Raw genomic sequence first — 16,865 nt, forward strand, 5'->3', positions numbered from 1 at the left:
CCCGCCGCGGCAGAGTGTCACGCGCGCCTGATCGCGACGTAAGCCTCCTCGGCGCCCCATGGTCCTTCCTCGCTCCAGCCGTCCTCCCGCGGCCGCCGTTCCTGGCCGGTCCGACGAGCCGGGGCAGGACGGACGAACCTCGTGACGGCAACGAACCTCGCCCCCGCCAGGCAGGAAGCCCTGATACCTGTGGAGGAGCTGACGGGTCCCGAGCCGGTCGTCCACTGCGCGGACGCCCTCGACCACCTTCGAGTCCTCCCCGACGCCTCGGTGGACGCGGTCGTGACCGATCCGCCGTACGAGTTGGGGTTTCTCGGGAAGGCGTGGGACGCCTCCGGCATCGCCTACAGCGTGGACATGTGGGCGGAGTGCTTCCGCGTCCTCAAGCCGGGCGGACACCTGGCCGCGTTCGGCGCGACCCGCACCTACCACCGCATGGCCGTGGCCGTCGAGGACGCCGGATTCGAGATCCGTGACTCCCTGCACTGGCTGTACGGCACCGGCTTCCCCAAGGGACAGGACGTCGGGAAGCTGATCGACCGACGCCGCGACGACCACCCCGCCCGCCGCCGCTTCACCGCCGAGTTCGCCGCCCTCCGCGATTCCGTCGGCTGGACGAACCCGCAGATCGACGCCCTGTTCGGCTTCAACGGCATGGCGCAGCACTGGACGACGCAGACCAAGACCGCTGCCGTCCCGACCGTCGAGCAGTGGGAGCAGTTGAAGGCGGAGATGGGGTTCGAGGCCCCGATCCTCGTCGAGGACCTAGTGCACGAGCTGAACGGGCGGAAGAGCGCCCCCGGGGAGGCGTGGGAGGACCGGGAGGTCATCGGCAAGGGGCACCGGGCCCGGGGCGACTCTGGGGTGTTCCCCCAGCTCCAGTCCGACACGTTCGACGTGACCGCGCCGGCGACCGCCGAGGCCGCCCGCTGGGACGGCTGGAACACCGCTCTCAAGCCCGGCCATGAGCCGATCGTCCTGGCACGGAAGCCGCTCGAGGGCACCGTCGCCTCCAACGTCCTGGCGTACGGCACCGGCGCGATGAACACCGCGGCGTGCAAGACCCCGCCAGGCGACGCCGAGGGGCGTTGGCCGACCAACGTGCTGCTGTCGCACGCATGGGCCGTCGACGAGGCGGGATGGATCGTCGACGGCTGCGCGGACGGCTGCGCGGAGGGGTGCCCGGTCGCCGAGCTGGACGGCCAGTCGGGGCGGCTCACCTCCGGGGCGAACCCGCGGCGCCGTAACGCCGACAAGTTCCGCGACGTGTACGGCGACTTCAAGGGCCAGACCGCGTGCAAGCCGGTCCGAGGCGCGAACTCCGGCGGCGCCTCCCGCTTCTACCCGGCGTTCCGCTACCAGGCCAAGGCCCCCAGCAGCGAGCGGCCGCGTCTGCCGGACGGCACCGTGCACCCCACGGTGAAGCCGGTCGCGCTGATGCGGTGGCTGGTCCGGCTGCTCACCGCGCCCGGCGGGCTCGTCCTGGACCCGTTCGCCGGTACCGGCACGACGCTCGAGGCCGCCCGGCTGGAGGGCTTCGACTCCATGGGCGTGGAGGCCAAGGCCGAGTACGCCGAGCTGTGCCGCCTCCGGCTGCGCAGGGACGCCCGGGGGTAGGGCGCGACGCAAGGTTCGTCGGCCCTTCACTCTCCCCGCCTCGCCCGGGGCGTGCCCGACCAGGACCGCGACTCAGCGGTCCGGCGCCCGGGGCAGACGAGGAGACCAGTGCTGTGGCACGACGACGGACCGGCCCCACCGACGTGGTGAAAGCCATGGTCTACGACCGCGACGGCGGCGCCTGTGTGCGCTGCGGAGCGCTGGAGAACCTGACCGTCCACCACCGCGTGAACAGGGGCATGGGCGGGGCGCGGGAGCCCTGGATCAACCAGGCGCACAACCTCCTGACTGCCTGCACCGTGTGCAACGGCTGGTTCGAGGACAACCCGCGGGAGTCGTACGAGGCCGGGTGGAAGGTGCGCCGGCCGCAGCTCCCCGGCGAGGTCCTGGTGCGCTACCCGGACGGCAGCGAGTACCGGCTCACCCCGGACGGCGTCCGCGCCACGACCGTGGCGGCCGCCCGATGAAGCGCCGCCGCCGCACCCGCGGTCACTCGGCGTCCCGAACCGACTGGATCGGCGCCGCGGTGGAAGGCCTCTTCGACGCGGTGGCCGAGTCCTTGTGCTCCTGGGGGCGGCGATGAAGCGCCGTCGCCAGTGCGCCGCGATCCCGGCAGCGCTCGTCGGCTCCCAGGGCTGGCAGTGCCAGCGCGTCGCCGACCACGACGGCCCGCACAAGGCCTCGCACTCCGACCGGTCGACCATGCACTACTCCTGGGAGGGCGACGCCACCAGCATCTTCGGGTACCAGACGCTCCCGGGCACTATCCGCTTCCGGTCGCCGTTCTGGACGCCGCAACGCCGGTACCGCGCCGGCGAATGGACCGTGAGCGTGCTGATCACCCTGGCGCTGGGGTGGTGCTGGTCGCTGAGCGCCGCCGCCGTGTTCCTCGTGCTGGAGCTGTTCACGTCCATCCGGCGGCCGCACTTCGTCGACGTCGGCCGGTTCACCGCCGGCGTGTACCTCGTACGCCGGGAGAACTACCCGGCGTTCTTCGCGATCGGCTTCGCCCGGTACGGGCCGGAGGCCAACGCCAAGAGGAACGGCCTGCAGGTCGTCGTCGGGCGCCTGTCGCTGATCATGTGCGCGCTGCTGCCGCGGGACGAGTGGGCCGACTACCAGCACCGCAAGGCCGGGCGCGAGGCAAAGCGGAAGGACGGCACCCAGTGAGCCCCCAGATCACGATGAAGACCCGCGTACGGCGGCCGCGGGGACTGCGGCTCGGGCCGTGGCTCCTCTGGGTGATCCGTCTCCCCCAGGGGCCGAACCTCGGCCTCGGGAGGATCGCGATCACGGACACGCCCCGCGACCCAGCTCCCGGCCAGACCCGGGCGCGAGACGGCCAAGGCCGAGTTCTGATCGCGGGCGGCGTCGCGTTCGCCGTGCTCCGATGCAGGTCAGTGCCGGTGCGTCGCGCCTCCCCCTGACACGCCGCTCTCGTGGCTGTAGCATTTCCGGCTGTACGCAGGCGGGGGCTACTCCAGTCGGCGTGAGGCGCAGCCCCGCGCCACAGCTTGAGACGGGAATGGCAGCCATGCCCAAGGCCGGGATCACCTACTCGAAGAAGAAGATCCAGAAGACCGACTTCAAGGCCCTCCGCGAGGCCGCGGAGCGCGCCGTGACCGAGGAGCTGGGCCGGATCACCCGCCCAGACGACCGGATCGAGCGGGCAGCCGAGATCATCCGCCAGGCAGACGCCGAGGTCGCGCTACACCTCGACGACCGCGACAAGGCCGTGGCCTCCCTGTGGTTCTACGAGCACGTTCCCGGCCTCGCCGGAGCGATCGGTGTCACGCCGACCGCTTACCGAGAGGTCCTGAGCAAGGCCTTCTACGGCGGCCCCGAGCGGGTGCGCACCGACAGCGGGCACTACGAACTGCGGCCTGTACCCGATCTCCCGGGCACCGAGCTCGTCAAGGCGGCCCAGGAGGCGGGCGTGCCGTTCGTCGAGGACGCCGACAAGAAGCTGCCGAAACTGGCCACCGTCGTCGCCGAGGCGCGCGCCCGCCGCGGCGCCGCCGTGGTGTTCATGCGGGATGCCGCGCTCGCCCTGTCGGAGGAGCCGTACGGCTGGGATGGGCCGAGGATCGCCGAGCACGCCGGCGTGCAGAAGAAGCTGATCTGGCAGCAGCAGGCAGCCGCCCGCGCAGCCCGCGAGCGCGCCGCCAAGCGCTGACCGATCCGCCGCACCCTCCAGGCCGGTCCTGAGCACCTTCGGGACCGGCCTTCCCTTTTGCCCGCAGGTCACGCCGGAGCCTGATTATCAGGCCCCGGTCACCGGGGCCTGGAAATCCGGCTTCCGGTGGGACGGACACCGGCAGTCCGGTCGCCGGTAGATCAGGCCCCTTTAGTAACAAGATCAAGCACCACAATGAAGTAAGAGTTCCGATGCCTTCGCTTCGCTCAGGCATCGGCGTGCAGCGCCTCCGAAGACCCTCGAACCGGCCCCCAAGCGAGGCAGCAGCAACAGGGCGGCGAGGGCAGGGGTGTCACAGAATCCGGCCGTTGGCGTTCCCCCAGACATGACGATGCGATCCATGCCCCCGCGCACGATGCTCCCGCCGAACCTGACCCGGCACTTCTACGAGACCCGCCGGGCGTTCCTCCAGAGCGCCGGACAGGACTCCACCCCGTGGTTCCAGCTCTCCCCGCTGGAGCGGAGTGTCGTCGAGTCGGAGATGGAGATTTTCCGGCAGTCGATACGGCGGGCCGAGGAGGAGCAGGACCTGCTCGCCAGTCTCGACGCCCCCCCGGGCCGCGGCCGCCGAGGAGCCGGCCGCCGAGGAGACGTCGGAACCCGCGGCCGCTGATGAGGGCGCCAAGGAGGAGTGCTGCCTCGGGTGCGCGGCCGTCGCCGCGGTCCTGGCCCTCATCGAGAGGACGAGCCAGCCCCCGAAGCCGTCTGCCGAGGCCTCGGTGACGAACCGCTTCCCATTCAGCGTCGCCGAGGTCACCGCCCCCTCGACACGCGCCCCTGGGGCGTGCCGCTGAGCGAGGAGGAGAAGGCCCGCGTGAAGGCCGTCGAGGGCAAGCTGCCCGCGTGGCTGTTGACCGCGAGTATCGACCTCGACGTCCTTGACGGCACCGCGCCGAGAATCCCCGTCACCTTCGCCCCCCAGCCGATCAGCCTCGAGCGCCTGCTGCTGATGGATCGCGTCCCCTTCGACGACTTCCGCGCCGATTTCTGGATCAAGAAGCCGCCGACCGCCGACCAGGCGTAACAGAACCCGGCGCGCGACGTACTACAGAGTGCGGCTGGCCCTCTGACCCCGACACCCCCTCGGGGAAAGCACTCCGGCCGCATCCCCCTCAGCCGGGGTGACGGTCCTGCTCCACCTCCCCGGTGCAGGACCGCACCCCGGCGACAGACTTCCGGCACGGCCACCCACTCCGAAGGCGGGAGGTGAGCAGTTCGTTCTCGGGTCCGTGCCGGACCCCGCGGCCTGGTCGGCGGTCTGGGCATGGGCCCCGGCCAGGCCGCGACACTAGATCCCCGCGGGCGGCACCTTCCCCGCCATGTCCCGCACGCAGCTCTCGCCCACCACCCGCCCCAGCGTGGTCCCACCCGCCCGGGAGCTGCGGAACGGGCGTCAGCCGGGCGTCGTCTCCCGGGACGCCTCCAGCGTCGCCGACCTCCTCCTCCGCGCCCCCGTGGCCGCCAGGCGCCACGCCTTCAAGCACGAGATCACCGCCCGCGAACGGCCGCACGTCATGCGGGAGGTCGAGCGGGCCACCGGCTCGATGTACGGGCTCTGGCACGACACCCCCAGCGGCTTCATCGAGGACGTCCTCGGCGAAAGCATCTGGAGCCGTCAGCGCGAGATCGTCGACGCCGTCCCATTCAACAAGCGCATCGCCGTCCCGGCCGGCTTCGGCGTCGGCAAGACCTGGATCGCCGGGCGCCTGGTCGCGTGGGCCGGGGCGGTCAACGCCCCCGGGACAATGGTCATCGTCACCACCGCGACGAGATTCCGGCAGGTCCGAAACCAACTCTGGCCCCACATCCGGAAGACCGTCGCCCGCGCGGGCCTGCCGGGATACTGCGACACCACCCAGTGGAAAATCCCTGATCAGTGGGGCAATGACGTCATCGTGGCGTACGGCTTCACGGCGCCCGAGAACGACGAAGCGGCGATGCAGGGCATCCACGGCACGCCGAAGTTGCTCATCGTCGTCGACGAGGCCGGCGGTATCGCCCGCACCATCGGCAACGGCACGAACAACTTGCTCACCGGTGACGCGCGGATGCTGGCCATCGGCAACCCCGCGATGGACGACCCGCGGTCCTGGTTCGAGACGCTGTGCGAGGAAGGCGAAGACCCCGAAGAACCGTCCACGGTCACGATCCCCATCGCGACGTTCGCGTCCCCGGCCATCACCAAGGAACGGGTACCGTACTGCAACGACTGTCCCGACGGCGTGCCCCCACACTCCCTTGCCATCCACCTCCCTGATCAGGAATGGGTGGACCGCACGATCCGCGAGTACGGCGAAGACCACCCGTACGTCATCGCCAAGGTGCACGCCCGCTTCCCGAAGGGCGGCGGCGGCCTCGCGATACCCGTGACCTGGGTCGAGGACGCCCAGAACAACGACGACCCGACCGGGCCCGGCTGGCACCGACTGTGTGACCTCGGCCTGGAAGGGGAGACCGCCAAGCACACCGTGCGCGAAGGCGCCTGGGTCCGCCTCGGCGTCGACGTCGCCGCCGACGGTGGCGACGAATTCACGATCTACAGGGCCGTGGGCGACGCGATCGAGATGCGTCACGCCAGCTCCGGCATAGCCAACGACAACCAGGTCAAGGTCGCCGAGAAGATCCTGGAGGAGATCCGCGCGGCGCAGCGCCTCGCCAACGCCCTGAACTCGCCCCACCCCGTCCGCGTGAAGATCGACAAGAACGGCATCGGTCACGGCGCCACCAGCATGCTGGAGGTCTGGGCGGAGAACGGCACCCACGAGGCTCAGATCGTGGGCGTGATGGTCTCCGAGTCCCCGTCGCAGGACGACCCGGGCGCCGTTATGCGGCCGTACCGGAAGCGAGACGAGATGTGGCTCGCCACCAGGGCGCTCCTCCAGCCGGACCCCGCGACCGGCACCGGCCGACTGCGACTCCGCGTCGACCGACAGGCCGGCATCCAGCTCTCCACGCCCAAGCTCGGATCTAACACCGCCGGGTTCAGCATCATCGAGTCGAAGAAGACGATGAAGGCCCGCGGAATGAAAAGCCCTGACCGGGCCGAGGCCGCTCTGCTGGCCGTGTACGAGCCGGAGCCGCTGAACCAGCCGCGACGTCGCGGCCTCCTCAACTGAAGGGGCTTCCGGTCTCGGATGTAGCCATGCTGATAGCGGGCCAGGAATCTGCGGGTGCCAGAGGATCGATTCAGCCCCTCGGCCTGAGGGTCACCACTAGGCTTATGGGGATTCCGGTGTTAAGCCACGCAGCGCGCACATGCGCGCTACCAAGTGTGATGGGGTGCGAAGCGCGTTGAGCGGGACCACGACGACGGTGCACGACGTTCTCAGCGCGATCCGTGACGGCTCCACCGGGAACCGGGACCGAGGGACCCGCTTCGAGGAGTTCATGGTCCAGTACCTGAGCACCGATCCGCAGTGGACCGAGCAGTTCAGCCGTGTGTGGATGTGGGCCGACTGGCCGGGCGCCGAGCACGACAAACGGGACACAGGTATCGACCTGGTCGCGCAGGACCGGGAGACCGGCGGCTTCTGTGCCATCCAGTGCAAGTTCTACGAGCCGCAGCACACGATCCACAAGGAGGACATCGACTCCTTCTTCACGGCCTCTGGCAAGGGCGCCTTCACCCGCCGGATGATCATCTCCACCACGGACAAGTGGAGCGTCCACGCCGAGGAGGCGCTGGACGACCAGCAGATCCCCGTCACCCGGCTCGGCCTGTCGGACATCGCGAGCAGCCCGGTGGAGTGGCGCATGCCCACGCCGGGCCTGCACGTCGAGTTCGAGATGACGCTGCGGGAGAAGAAGAAGCCGCGCCCTCACCAGCGTGAGGCGATCGACGAAGTCTTCGCCGGCTTCGCCGAGCATGAGCGCGGCAAGCTCATCATGGCCTGCGGAACCGGCAAGACCTTCACCAGCTTGAAGATCGCCGAGCGTCTCCAGCACGAGCGGGCGGAGGCAGGCCAGGGGGAGCACACCACTGTCCTGTTCCTGGTCCCCTCCATCGCGCTTCTTTCGCAGACACTGCGCGAGTGGTCGTACGAGGCTGAGGTGCCGCTGCGCGCCTTCGCCGTCTGCTCCGACACCAAGGTCGGCAAGCAGAAGGCCCAGGGTGACGACAAGGACATGTCCACCCATGACCTGGCCCTGCCCGCCACCACCGACCCGAACCGACTGGTTGCGCAGATGGCAAGCGTGGAGGCGTCGCCGGGCCTCACAGTGGTGTTCTCCACCTACCAGTCGATCGCGACCGTCTCGGCGGCCCAGCAGCAGGGCCTGCACCGCTTCGATCTGATCCTGTGCGATGAAGCCCACCGCACCACGGGCGTCACCCTCTCCGGTCACGACGAGTCCGCGTTCGTCCGCGTCCACGACGACTCCTTCCTCGGCGCGGACCGCCGCCTGTACATGACCGCGACCCCGCGCGTGTACAACGACGACACCAAGCAGGACGCCAAGCACGCCGACGCGGCCGTCGCCTCAATGGACGACGAAGCGACATATGGCCCCGAGTTCCACCGGCTCGGCTTCGGTAAGGCCGTGGAGCAGGGGCTGCTCACCGACTACAAGGTCCTCATCCTCACGATCGATGAGGGCGCCGTCGCCAAGACCCTCCAGGAGAGCCTGGCCGGCGCGGACGCCGAGCTGAGCCTCGACGACGCAGCGAAGATCATCGGCTGCTGGAACGCGATGGCCAAGCGCACCGGCACCTTCGCCGACGGCTCCGGTTTCGGCAAGGACGAGTCCCCGATGAAACGGGCCGTCGCCTTCGCCCGCTCCATCGCCGACTCCAAGTCCGTCGCCGCCCGGTTCAACGAGGTCGTCGACGCCTACGACGACGCGGATGACGAGGTGCTGCACTGCGAGGTCGACCACGTCGACGGCACCTTCAACACCCTCCAGCGCAACCGGCTCCTCGACTGGCTCAAGCAGGACCCGGGCCCGGCCAACGCCCGCATCCTGTCCAACGCCCGCTGCCTGTCCGAGGGCGTCGACGTGCCAACCCTGGACGCGGTGCTGTTCCTGCACCCGCGCAACTCCGTGGTGGACGTCGTCCAGTCCGTCGGCCGCGTCATGCGCACCGCCCCCGGCAAGAACTACGGCTACATCATCCTGCCTGTCGCCGTCCCCGCGGGTATGCCGCCGGAGAAGGCACTCGCGGACAACCAGCGCTTCAAGACTGTCTGGCAGGTCCTCCAGGCCCTGCGCGCCCACGACGACCGCTTCAACGCCACCGTCAACCAGATCGAGCTCAACAAGAAGAAGCCCGACACCATCGGCATCGGCCACATCGGCGCGGGCGACGAGACAATGGGCGACCAGGACGGCTCCAGCACCGCCGACAGCGCCCAGGCCGCCAAGGAGAAGGAAGCTCAGAGCGCCCAGCACATCCAGGACGCCCTGTTCTCCGTGAGCGACTGGCGGGACGCCATCTACGCCCGCATCGTCGACAAGGTCGGCGAGCGCCACTACTGGGAGGACTGGGCCAAGGACATCGCCCAGATCGCTGACCGCCACGTCACCCGCATCAAGGCCGCCCTGACGATCCCCGAAAAGCAGGCCGCCTTCGCCGAGTTCGTCTCCGAGCTGCGCGCCACCATAAACCCCGGCGTCTCCGACTCCGACGCCATCGACATGCTCGCGCAGCACATCATCACCAAGCCGGTCTTCGACGCACTGTTCAAGGACTACGCCTTCACCGACCACAACCCGGTCTCCCGGGCGATGCAGCGCATGCTCGACGTCCTCGACGACACCGGCCTGGACGCCGAGACCAAGACCCTGGAGGACTTCTACCACTCGGTCCGCGTCCGTGCCGAAGGCATCGACAACCACGAAGGCCGCCAACACGTCATCGTCGAGCTGTACGACAAGTTCTTCAAGACCGCCCTGCCCAAGACCGCCGACGCGCTCGGCATCGTCTACACCCCTATCGAGGTCGTCGACTTCATCATCCGTTCCACCGAGCAGGCGCTGCGCAAGCACCTGGACAAGTCCCTGTCAGATGAGGGCGTCCAGATTATTGACCCATTTGTCGGTACCGGTACCTTTCCAGTACGCCTTCTCCAGTCCGGGCTCATCAAGCCCGAGGACCTCTTGCGTAAGTACACCAGCGAGCTACACGCCAACGAGATCGTGCTGCTTGCGTACTACATCGCGGCAGTCAACATCGAGGCCGCCTTCCATGATCTCGCAGGCGGGAAGTATCAGCCCTTCGAGGGGATCGTCCTCACTGACACCTTCCAGCTTGCAGAAGGGGCGGCACAACTCGACGGCATGGACGTGCTGGAGGGCAACAGCGAACGTGCCAAGAAGCAGAAGGCGCAGCCGATCACAGTAGTCATCGGCAACCCGCCCTACTCAGTGGGCCAGGACAGTCAGAACGACGATAACAAGAATCTTAAATACGAGACCCTGGACGGTCGTATCCAGGAGACGTACGCTGCCCAGTCTACGGCGACTCTCAAGAACTCCCTCTACGACTCCTATATCCGCGCCATCCGTTGGGCCTCCGACCGAATCAAGGACGAAGGCGTAGTGGCCTTTGTCTCCAACGGCGGCTACATCGACGGCAACACGGCGGACGGCCTGCGTAAGTCGTTGGTCGAGGAGTTCGACGCGATCTACTGCTATAACTTGCGCGGCAACCAACGCACCGCCGGAGAGCAGTCTAAGAAGGAAGGCGGCAAGATCTTCGGCTCAGGTAGCCGGAACACTGTCGCTATCCTGATGCTCGTCAAAGGCGACAAGAACGGCATCCGCTCGTCCGGCTGTGAGCTCTACTACTACGAGGTCGAGGACTACCTCACCCGTGACGAGAAGCTGAACAAGCTTCGTACTCAGGATCTGGTATCCGCAGAGTGGAAGCGCCTCCAGCCGAACGCGGACGGCGACTGGATCAACCAGCGCGACGAGCGCTTCGCCGGGTTTCAGGCGATTGGAGACAAGGATAAGAGCGTGGAGAGGGCGCCTATTTTCGCGCTGCACTCTGGCGGTCTCAAGACCAACCGCGACGCGTGGGTTTACAACTTCTCCGAGCAGAAGCTTGGTGAAAACGTAGAATCTATGATCGATTTTTACAACGGCCAAGTCGAGGAGTTTGCTGACCACTGCAGGGTTCGGGCTAATGCCACTCCGAGCATTGCGGATGTAGAGAAATTCATCGACTTCGACCAGAATAAGATCAGCTGGTCCTCTGCTCTAATTCCTAGAGTGGCGCGGGGGCGGAAGATTGAGTTCGATTCGAATCGAATGACCCCCAGCCTATATCGTCCGTTCTGTCGGCAGTATGCCTACTTCGATCAGAGCGTTAATGACCGTCCCGGAAAGCTGCCGCAGATGTTCCCGGCGCCAGACTGTGCGAACTTCGGGTTTTACGTGACCGGCATGGGGTCAGATAAGCCGTTTTCCGCGCATGCAGTTGACTGCATCCCTGACCTGGCGTACTGGGGTTCCAGTAACGGCCAGTTTTTCGCGCGCTACACATACCGCGAGCTCGCCGTCGACGGCGGCTTCGACTTCAGCGACAGCGACGCCTACGAGCGCATCGACAACATCACCGACTCCGCCCTCTTGGGCTACCAGGAGGCATACCAGGACGCATCCATCACCAAGGACCACATCTTCTACTACACCTATGCCCTGCTCCACTCCCAGGAGTACCGCGAGCGCTTCGCGGCCGACCTGAAGAAGGCCCTCCCCCGTGTCCCCAAGGTGCGCGACTTCCTCGGCTTCGCCGAGGCCGGCCGTAAGCTCGCCGACCTGCACATCAACTACGAGCAGGCCAAGCCGTACAGGGGCATCGTCGAGACGCCGACCGGCGACATCTCGGCGACCCCGCCGAACGAGCTGTACCGCGTCGCCAAGATGAAGATCCCGAAGGTGAAGGGACAGGCCGACCGGTCCACGATCATCTACAACAACCGGATCAAACTGACCAACATCCCGGAGGAGGCGTACCGGTACCAGCTCGGCGCCCGTCCCGCAATCGAGTGGATCATTGACCGCTACCAGGTCAAGGTCGACAAGGCGTCGGAGATCGTCAACGACCCCAACGACTGGTCCGACGACCCGCGCTACATCATCGACCTGCTCAAGCGAATCGTGACCGTGAGCCTGGAGACCATGAAGATCGTGGATGCCCTGCCTGCCCTGGACATCCTGGAATAGCAACCACCCTGGCACGGGTACACGCTCACCGAGGCGTATTCGTGCGGCCCGTCAGCGTTGGGAAGTCGCCCGCCCGCTGTTTGTCCAGATCACCTCTGCGTTTTGGCCTGCGGATCGTGCATCGGGACCTTCTTGAATGGGTCCTTGGACGTGTCCTTAGCCGGGCGTACGTACCTTTCCCGGGGGATGCGCGAGCCCTTCTTCCAGCGGCCGGCCTCCTCGAGTTCTTCGTCCGTCGCGCCGTTCATGCCAAGGTCGGTGGCTCCGCCGGCGCGAAGGCTGTGCGAGGACACGGGGCGGCCGTCCGTCTTGAGCCCGGCCTTGTGGAACCACAGTTTCACCCGCTCGTTGACGGTCTGCGGGCGGAGGTAGTCACCGCGCTTGGTGGCCGTCTTCGCCCGGGTCTCCGACGAGGCGACGGTGCCGTTGCGTTTGACCTCCCGGAAGACGGGCCCGGTGGTGATGCCCTGCTCAGCGAGGTAGCCGACCCAGCGACGCATCCGGAAGGCCAGCCGCAAGTCCTCCCGGTCGTGGAGGTAGATGGTCTGTTCCTCGCCCTTATGCGTCTTGTCCTCGGCGAGCCACACCACGACCATGTCGTCGAGGATCGTCAGGTCCTCGAGGTCCAGGTCGACGTCTTCCACGCTGCGCCCGAGGAACCGGTATCCGAAGGCGAGCATCGCCGAGTCACGCCAGCCGATCGGCCGGTCGTCCGTCTCCGCCTTCTCCATCATCGGCAACAGGTACGGCAGCGTGATCGGGAACGCTTCCTTCCTGCGTAGCGCCCGTTTGTTCTTCTTCCGGTACTGCGTCAGGAGCAGCAGGAACAGGCTGTTGTCCGGCTTCTTGCCCGGCGGCATGGACGTCCGGATCAGCGACATGTAGTGCCGGATCGTGGTGACCTTGAGCTTCCTCGACATCAGGTGACGGCCGTACTCGGTGTACGTCGCCGTCGTACACGGCTTCGCCACCCGCCCCTGCTCGGCACACCACGCCTCGAACAGGCCCATGGCGGTGCGGCGTTGCGGCGATCCTTCCTCTTCGGCCTCCTTTATGGCCTGGGCGGTCTCCTCGCTGACGTACAAGTCCCGCTCCGTGTAGGTCGTCCCCTGATCATCGCTGGTCGGTATGTGCTCGCCAGGCAGCAGCACCGTGTGCTGATCGACGAGCGGGCGGCCGCCGGGCTCGTCGACGGGCACCAGCTCCCCGTCCTCGACGAGTTCGGCGTCGACGATCTCCTCGTCCGCGGCGTCGACGCTCACAGCGTGTCCCAGGGACGAAAGCCGTGGCGGACCGGGCTCATGCCTGAACGCCCGGGTCGACTGAGAATCGCCCCTCGACGACTTTGTTCGACCGTGCTCTGTAGGAAGTCCAAGCCGTTGATGACCGGCGGGAAGTCCACCGCCGCCGTGTTTGGCTTCATCGGGCAGTCTTTTCCGTCTCGAACGCGAGTGGGCCCCCAGCGTCGGGCCGCCGTCGCGGCCGTGGGGTCTCGGCGCTCGTGGGCTGTTCAATTGACTCCCCAGCGCAATGGGGACACCGCAGCGTGTCCTGTCCCGGAGGGACGAGGCAGTCACAATCCGGCCCGCAAGTGACCCATCCCGTGTAGTCCTTGCCGCAGCCGAAGCAGATGTCTACGTTGGCCCTCCTGTTCTCTGACACGACAGCGCCGAAGACGACCGTGCAGGCGTTGCAGTCAGGGCAGGCCCTGATCGGGTGTGGGGCGTCGGCGTCGTAGAAGGAAGAGGTGTACGACTCCGCGTACCAGGCCGCGAACGCCGAGGGCGAGAGGGCCGCCAGGCAGAACCGGCAGCGGAGCTCTTGCTCTCTGGAGCCGAGAACGAGTGTCCACTGCTGGCACTCGGCGCACTGCACCGTACGCCCGGCAAGAGGCTTCAACTCCGTCTCGAGACGCTGAGACCGCTCCCTGACGAGGGCCTTGACGTTCCGCAACTCGCCGCCGAGCTCCTCCATTTTGTTCTCAACGTAGGCCAATTCCGATGTGAGGACCGGCTGCAGGTGATCGATGATGAAGGTGATCAGAAAGTCCAGTACGAGCGCTGCCTGAGACTCGACCGCGAAGGCACTCCCGGTGTGGCCGAGATGGGTCAGGGCGTTGCGCGTGGCCGCCAACGCCCTGACGGCCTGCGCCTGGTCCTTGCTGATGTCCAAGGACACGATGTTGTTCAGCCGGTCGATCGCGGCCTGGACCCCGCAGCTTGTGAAGCTTCCCAAATCGTAGTCGGACTTCTTGGCTTTGCCCGGGTCGTTGAAGACGAGGCTCCAGTGTTCCCGGATGAGTCGGGCTTTCAGAAGCACCTCGACGGCGGCCTGAAGGTGCAGCACGGCGTACTTGAGGTCACGCGCGTCCGGCTCCCCGTCGTTCTGGCTCAGGTGCTCGAAGGCGCTGAGGAGGAAGTCCATCCCGTTGCGGACAGGAGTGAAGTCCAGGTCATCGCGATGATGGGCAGCCTCCCCCCTCCGACCCTTAGTGTGCTGCTGTCTCCCGTTCGGCACACCGGACACGCGGGACCCCCTAAGTGCAGTTTTTTAACGTCCCGCCAAGATTACCGACAACAATCACAGTTGTTGTCGGCTACTCTCCAGTAACTCCGTAGCGTCTCCTCGAGGGTGGAGAGCACCGACCGGAAGCCCGAACGAAGGACACCACCATGCGGAAGCTGAAGCTGTTCGCGTACGCCCTCGGTCTCCTGACCCTCGCATACCCGCCAACGTCCCGCCCGGCCTCGGAACGCTCGCCGTCCTCGGCGGCGCGGAACTCGCCGTGGTGACGTGGGCCCTGGCGCACGTGTCGCGCACCCTGACGATCGCCGCAGGCGTTCTCCTGGCGCCGACGTCCCCCGGTCGACTCAACTGCACCGCACGGTGGGTGGGCTGCGCCTGGGTCGCTTCGGTCGCTGCCGCGGCCCTGCCCAGCCGTAGCAGACCACTGTTCGAACCGTTCGATTCTCCGCTGTCAACTACCTGCCAATTGCCACTTCTCTGGACGGTGATGGGCCGTTAGGTTGCAGTACGCGTAAGGGCTGCAGGGGGACGCAGGGGGATGGATGACAGGGTTGCCCAATCAGCGTGTGCCGGTGGCCGGTTCGGAAACCGGCAGCCTGCCCATAACGGCCCAACAGGAGCACTTCAGCGTGGCCTTCACCCGCATGGTCGCTTACGCTGCAGGCTTCTCGGTCAAGAGCCACGAGCCGGACTACGACGGAGTCGACATCACGATCGTCTCGTCGGCGGAGTACGAGACGTACTACTGCCCAGAGATCGAGCTGCAGCTCAAGTGCACGACGCAGCACCACTACCTTCACGATGATCACCTGTCCTGGCCGATGGAGGCCAAGCCTTTCAAGAAGCTTACGCACCCGAAGCGGTACAACCCTGCACTCCTCGGAGTCTTGCTGATCCCTGAGGACGACGATGGATTGCTTCTTCTGGAACAGAACGAAGACATGCTGCTGACGAGGAGCCGCATGTACTGGCAATGGGCCAGAGACCTCGGGACAATCCCCGACGGCCAGGGCACCAAGACGGTGCACTTGCCCAGAGCGAACCTGTTCGACGTGGAGCAGCTGCAGGGCATCATGGAGACGATCGGGGAAGGAGGCGCCTGGTGAGCACCTCCACACGGGATGGCTACCGAGAGGTGGCAGATCTGCTTACGCCTTCCGCAGTGTCTCAGTACCTTGCGACCCAGCGCTGGATCCTAGAGACCAGCCAACCCGACGTCAGGGAGATCTGGCGACTGCCAGACGACGCAGGTGGTAGCCGCGCTCGGATCATGCTGCCGTTGGCCTCTGACTTCGTCGACTTCCAGCAACGGTTCACGGACGCACTGCTGGCGCTGGGAAAGATCTACGGTTCGGACCCCGCACAGCTGCAAGAACGGATCGCTGCAACGCGCGCTGATCTGTTCTTCGTCAGGCTCGATCAGACGGTGCTGGATGGCACTATTCCCTTCCGTCAGGCTGAGGCAACGCTTGAAGCCCTGTACAAGATGCTCAAGGCCGCTGCGACGACAGCCGCTGACCCCTACCACTCTCACCTCGGTCGACGCCCGACGAAGGTGAATGAATTCCTGGACGACGACGTACGGCTCGGGCACACGAAGAAGGGCAGTTTTGTCTTCACCGTGGTCACCCGACTTGGTGATCCTGAGCATGCAGGCACCGGGCAGGAACGCATCACCCAGGGGTTCCCCCGCAAGGTCATGGAGACGCTGGCGCGAGGCTTGGAGACGACGCGAAGGCTCGTCGAACACTGGGATCCTCATGTCCTAGACGCAGCCAGCGACTTCGGCCTTAGCGCTGGTCTGGTCGAGTCGCTGGAGGACATGACACAGTCGCAGGGCCTGCGGGCTCTCGACCTTTCCTTCCAATGGGCGGCAGCCGAAGAGCGTCCGCAGGTCGGTGATTCGGCCATCGTCCTTGGGCGAGATGTAATCGCTGCCCTCCCAACCGTCCGCGAACGTCTCATCCGACGGGAGGAGCCCCCGCGTCGAGAGACGATCAACGGCCTGGTGTCGAGCCTGCATCAGGAGGTCTCCGAAGACGATGAGACCGCCGAGGTCATTGTGAAAGCGGACGTTCGTGGTCGCGTACGAAATGTGCACATGACGCTCACAGGCGAAGACCATCAGTGGGCGATCGCTGCCTACCAGTTGAAGCTCCCCTTCACTGTTACAGGCGACCTGGTCTTTGAACGCCGCGCCTGGTGGCTGGTCGGCGATATCGAGGTGGACCCAAGCTTCTTGGTGCATGCGACGAGGAGTCGTCAGACGCCAGTTCCGGAACAGCGGAGCCGTCCGCAATCCTCTGAGTAGGGAGCGGCAAGATGGTACGCGCGGCACATCCGCTCGGCGAGGACT

The 16,865-nt window shown here is 66.6% G+C and carries 12 protein-coding genes; 10 read left to right on the forward strand and 2 right to left on the reverse strand.

The features are described 5' to 3' along the window. Positions 1-141: 141 nt before the first annotated feature. The 8 genes from ACFXOM_RS28230 (at position 142) to ACFXOM_RS28265 (ending at position 11,983) form a co-directional block, all read left to right on the forward strand. Positions 142-1,617: a DNA-methyltransferase gene (locus ACFXOM_RS28230; protein ID WP_385039908.1), complete on the forward strand. Its 1,476-nt coding sequence runs from the start codon at positions 142-144 to the stop codon at positions 1,615-1,617. Positions 1,618-1,730: 113 nt separating this feature from the next. Further along, the gene (locus ACFXOM_RS28235; RefSeq protein ID WP_358278734.1) at positions 1,731-2,084 is read left to right on the forward strand and encodes an HNH endonuclease signature motif containing protein; all 354 of its coding nucleotides are present in this window, start codon (positions 1,731-1,733) and stop codon (positions 2,082-2,084) included. A gap of 112 nt (positions 2,085-2,196) precedes the next feature. After that, positions 2,197-2,787, forward strand: a complete 591-nt coding sequence (locus ACFXOM_RS28240; protein WP_385039911.1) for a hypothetical protein — start codon at positions 2,197-2,199, stop codon at positions 2,785-2,787. A 355-nt stretch (positions 2,788-3,142) separates the two neighbouring features. After that, positions 3,143-3,793, forward strand: a complete 651-nt coding sequence (locus tag ACFXOM_RS28245; RefSeq protein ID WP_385039914.1) for a hypothetical protein — start codon at positions 3,143-3,145, stop codon at positions 3,791-3,793. 361 nt (positions 3,794-4,154) lie between these two features. After that, on the forward strand, positions 4,155-4,427 hold the full coding sequence (locus ACFXOM_RS28250) for a hypothetical protein (RefSeq protein WP_385039917.1): 273 nt from the start codon (positions 4,155-4,157) through the stop codon (positions 4,425-4,427). Between the two features lie 171 nt (positions 4,428-4,598). Beyond that, positions 4,599-4,838: a hypothetical protein gene (locus tag ACFXOM_RS28255; RefSeq protein ID WP_385039920.1), complete on the forward strand. Its 240-nt coding sequence runs from the start codon at positions 4,599-4,601 to the stop codon at positions 4,836-4,838. A gap of 295 nt (positions 4,839-5,133) precedes the next feature. Beyond that, entirely contained in the window at positions 5,134-6,930 is a 1,797-nt protein-coding gene (locus ACFXOM_RS28260) for a hypothetical protein (protein WP_385039923.1), read from the forward strand. Positions 6,931-7,105: 175 nt separating this feature from the next. Continuing rightward, positions 7,106-11,983 (forward strand): DEAD/DEAH box helicase, encoded by a 4,878-nt coding sequence (locus ACFXOM_RS28265; protein ID WP_385039926.1) that lies wholly within the window; start codon positions 7,106-7,108, stop codon positions 11,981-11,983. 89 nt (positions 11,984-12,072) lie between these two features. Here ACFXOM_RS28265 and ACFXOM_RS28270 read toward each other — a convergent pair whose 3' ends face one another. Together ACFXOM_RS28270 and ACFXOM_RS28275 are read right to left on the reverse strand one after the other, a co-directional pair. After that, entirely contained in the window at positions 12,073-13,245 is a 1,173-nt protein-coding gene (locus ACFXOM_RS28270) for a tyrosine-type recombinase/integrase (protein WP_385039929.1), read from the reverse strand. Positions 13,246-13,402: 157 nt separating this feature from the next. Further along, the gene (locus ACFXOM_RS28275) at positions 13,403-14,509 is read right to left on the reverse strand and encodes a hypothetical protein (RefSeq protein ID WP_385039931.1); all 1,107 of its coding nucleotides are present in this window, start codon (positions 14,507-14,509) and stop codon (positions 13,403-13,405) included. 542 nt (positions 14,510-15,051) lie between these two features. Between ACFXOM_RS28275 and ACFXOM_RS28280 the strand changes: the two genes are divergently transcribed. After that, the gene (locus tag ACFXOM_RS28280; protein ID WP_319645973.1) at positions 15,052-15,615 is read left to right on the forward strand and encodes a DUF4365 domain-containing protein; all 564 of its coding nucleotides are present in this window, start codon (positions 15,052-15,054) and stop codon (positions 15,613-15,615) included. Then, a complete protein-coding gene (locus tag ACFXOM_RS28285; protein ID WP_385039934.1) occupies positions 15,612-16,820 on the forward strand; it encodes a hypothetical protein in 1,209 nt (402 codons plus the stop codon). The genes ACFXOM_RS28280 and ACFXOM_RS28285 overlap by 4 nt, the downstream gene beginning before the upstream one ends. The last annotated feature ends 45 nt before the right edge of the window (positions 16,821-16,865 follow it).

Source organism: Streptomyces sp. NPDC059169 (assembly GCF_042755225.1).
Lineage (GTDB): Bacteria > Actinomycetota > Actinomycetes > Streptomycetales > Streptomycetaceae > Streptomyces.

Bases quoted from the DNA above. Each gene is read 5' to 3' on its own strand.
- ACFXOM_RS28240 (WP_385039911.1), top strand. From the start codon at position 2,197: ATGAAGCGCCGTCGCCAGTGCGCCGCGATCCCGGCAGCGCTCGTCGGC.
- ACFXOM_RS28245 (WP_385039914.1), top strand. From the start codon at position 3,143: ATGGCAGCCATGCCCAAGGCCGGGATCACCTACTCGAAGAAGAAGATC.
- ACFXOM_RS28250 (WP_385039917.1), top strand. From the start codon at position 4,155: ATGCCCCCGCGCACGATGCTCCCGCCGAACCTGACCCGGCACTTCTAC.
- ACFXOM_RS28260 (WP_385039923.1), top strand. From the start codon at position 5,134: ATGTCCCGCACGCAGCTCTCGCCCACCACCCGCCCCAGCGTGGTCCCA.
- ACFXOM_RS28280 (WP_319645973.1), top strand. From the start codon at position 15,052: ATGACAGGGTTGCCCAATCAGCGTGTGCCGGTGGCCGGTTCGGAAACC.